Genomic DNA, 1,471 nt, shown 5'->3' on the forward strand with positions numbered 1-1,471 from the left:
GCCCGTTACCTTTTTGATCGTCCCCAGCCGGGGGCTGCTCGGTCGCTCGGTCCGGTATGACTTTCTGCCCCTGTCGCACGCATGATCCGGGGGGTGTTGTCGCCGGGCCGGGTGGCGTCGGCGAGACCGCTGATAGGGACCCGGCCGCCTGATCCTGGGTAGGTCTCTTCGTAACGTGGCTGCCGGCAGTCCGACGCTTGATCAGCGGCCGAGCCCATGATGGACATCGTGGGAGCCAAGACGTGAGCAACGAGTACGGCGTGTTCCTCGGTCTGGACGTCGGCAAGAGCGACCATCACGCGGTCGCACTCGATGCGGCCGGTAAACGGCTGCACGACGCGGCGTTGCCGAACACTGAGGCCGGGCTGCGGAAACTGTTCGATAAGCTTGGCCGGCACGGTCGGATCCTGGCCGTGGTCGACCAGCCCGCGTCGATCGGTGCCCTCCCGGTCGCGGTGGCCCGCGCTGCTGGGCACCAGATCGCCTATCTGCCGGGTCTGGTCATGCGGCGGCTCGCTGACCTGCATCCGGGCACGGCGAAGACTGACGCCCGCGACGCCTATGTGATCGCTGACGCGGCCCGAACATTGCCACATACGTTGCGCCGGGTCGATGCCGGTGATGACACCCTGGCCGAGCTGGAGATGCTGGTCGGCTATGACGATGACCTGGCCGGTGAGGTCACCCGCATCTCGAATCGCATCCGTGGTCTGCTCACTCAGATCCACCCGCCGCTGGAGCGGGTGCTGGGCCCGAAAGTGCAGCATGCCGCGGTCCTGGAAGTGTTGTCGCGCTGTGGTGGCCCGGCTGGTCTGCGCAAGGCCGGCCGGTCGAAACTGGCCGAGATCGTCGCGCCACGGGCACCGCGCATGGGTGTCCGCCTGGTCGAGCAAATCTTCACTGCCTTGGACGCCCAAACTGTCGTGGTCCCAGGCTCCACCGCCGCCGAGACGATCCTGCCCAAGCTGGCGGACAGTCTCCGCGACCTGCTGAAACAGCGTGACAAGCTCGCCGAGCAGGTCGAGGGGATGCTCGATGCTCACCCTCTCTCCTCGGTCCTGATCTCGATGCCTGGTGTCGGGGTCAGGACCGCAGCCCGGATCCTTCTCGAGGTCGGTGACGTCGCGGCGTTTCCCACCTCTGGCCATCTGGCCGCCTACGCCGGTCTGGCGCCGGTTACCCGTCGTTCGGGCACCAGCATCCGGGGGGAACACCCACCCAAAGGCGGTAACAAGCAGCTGAAACGCGCGTTCTTCTTGTCCGCGTTCGCGGCCCTGTCAGACCCGCTGAGCCGGGCCTACTACGACCGCAAACGGGCCGAGGGCAAGAAGCACAACGCCGCCCTCATCTGCCTCGCCCGACGCCGCGTCGACGTCCTGCACGCGATGCTCCGCACCCAAACGCCCTACCAGCACAAACCGATAGAGAAGCTTGCCCTCGCCGCTTGACAGAACCCATAGGGACACCCCCC

1 protein-coding gene is annotated in these 1,471 nt (G+C 66.8%); it reads left to right on the top strand.

All coding sequences use genetic code 11. The features are described from left to right. Nucleotides 1–200 precede the first annotated feature (200 nt). A complete protein-coding gene (locus RAN62_RS40990) occupies nt 201–1,448 on the top strand; it encodes an IS110 family RNA-guided transposase (protein WP_438874612.1) in 1,248 nt (415 codons plus the stop codon). Nucleotides 1,449–1,471 lie beyond the last annotated feature (23 nt).

This window comes from Symbioplanes lichenis (assembly GCF_030709675.1).
Classification (GTDB): Bacteria; Actinomycetota; Actinomycetes; order Mycobacteriales; family Micromonosporaceae; genus Actinoplanes; species Actinoplanes lichenis.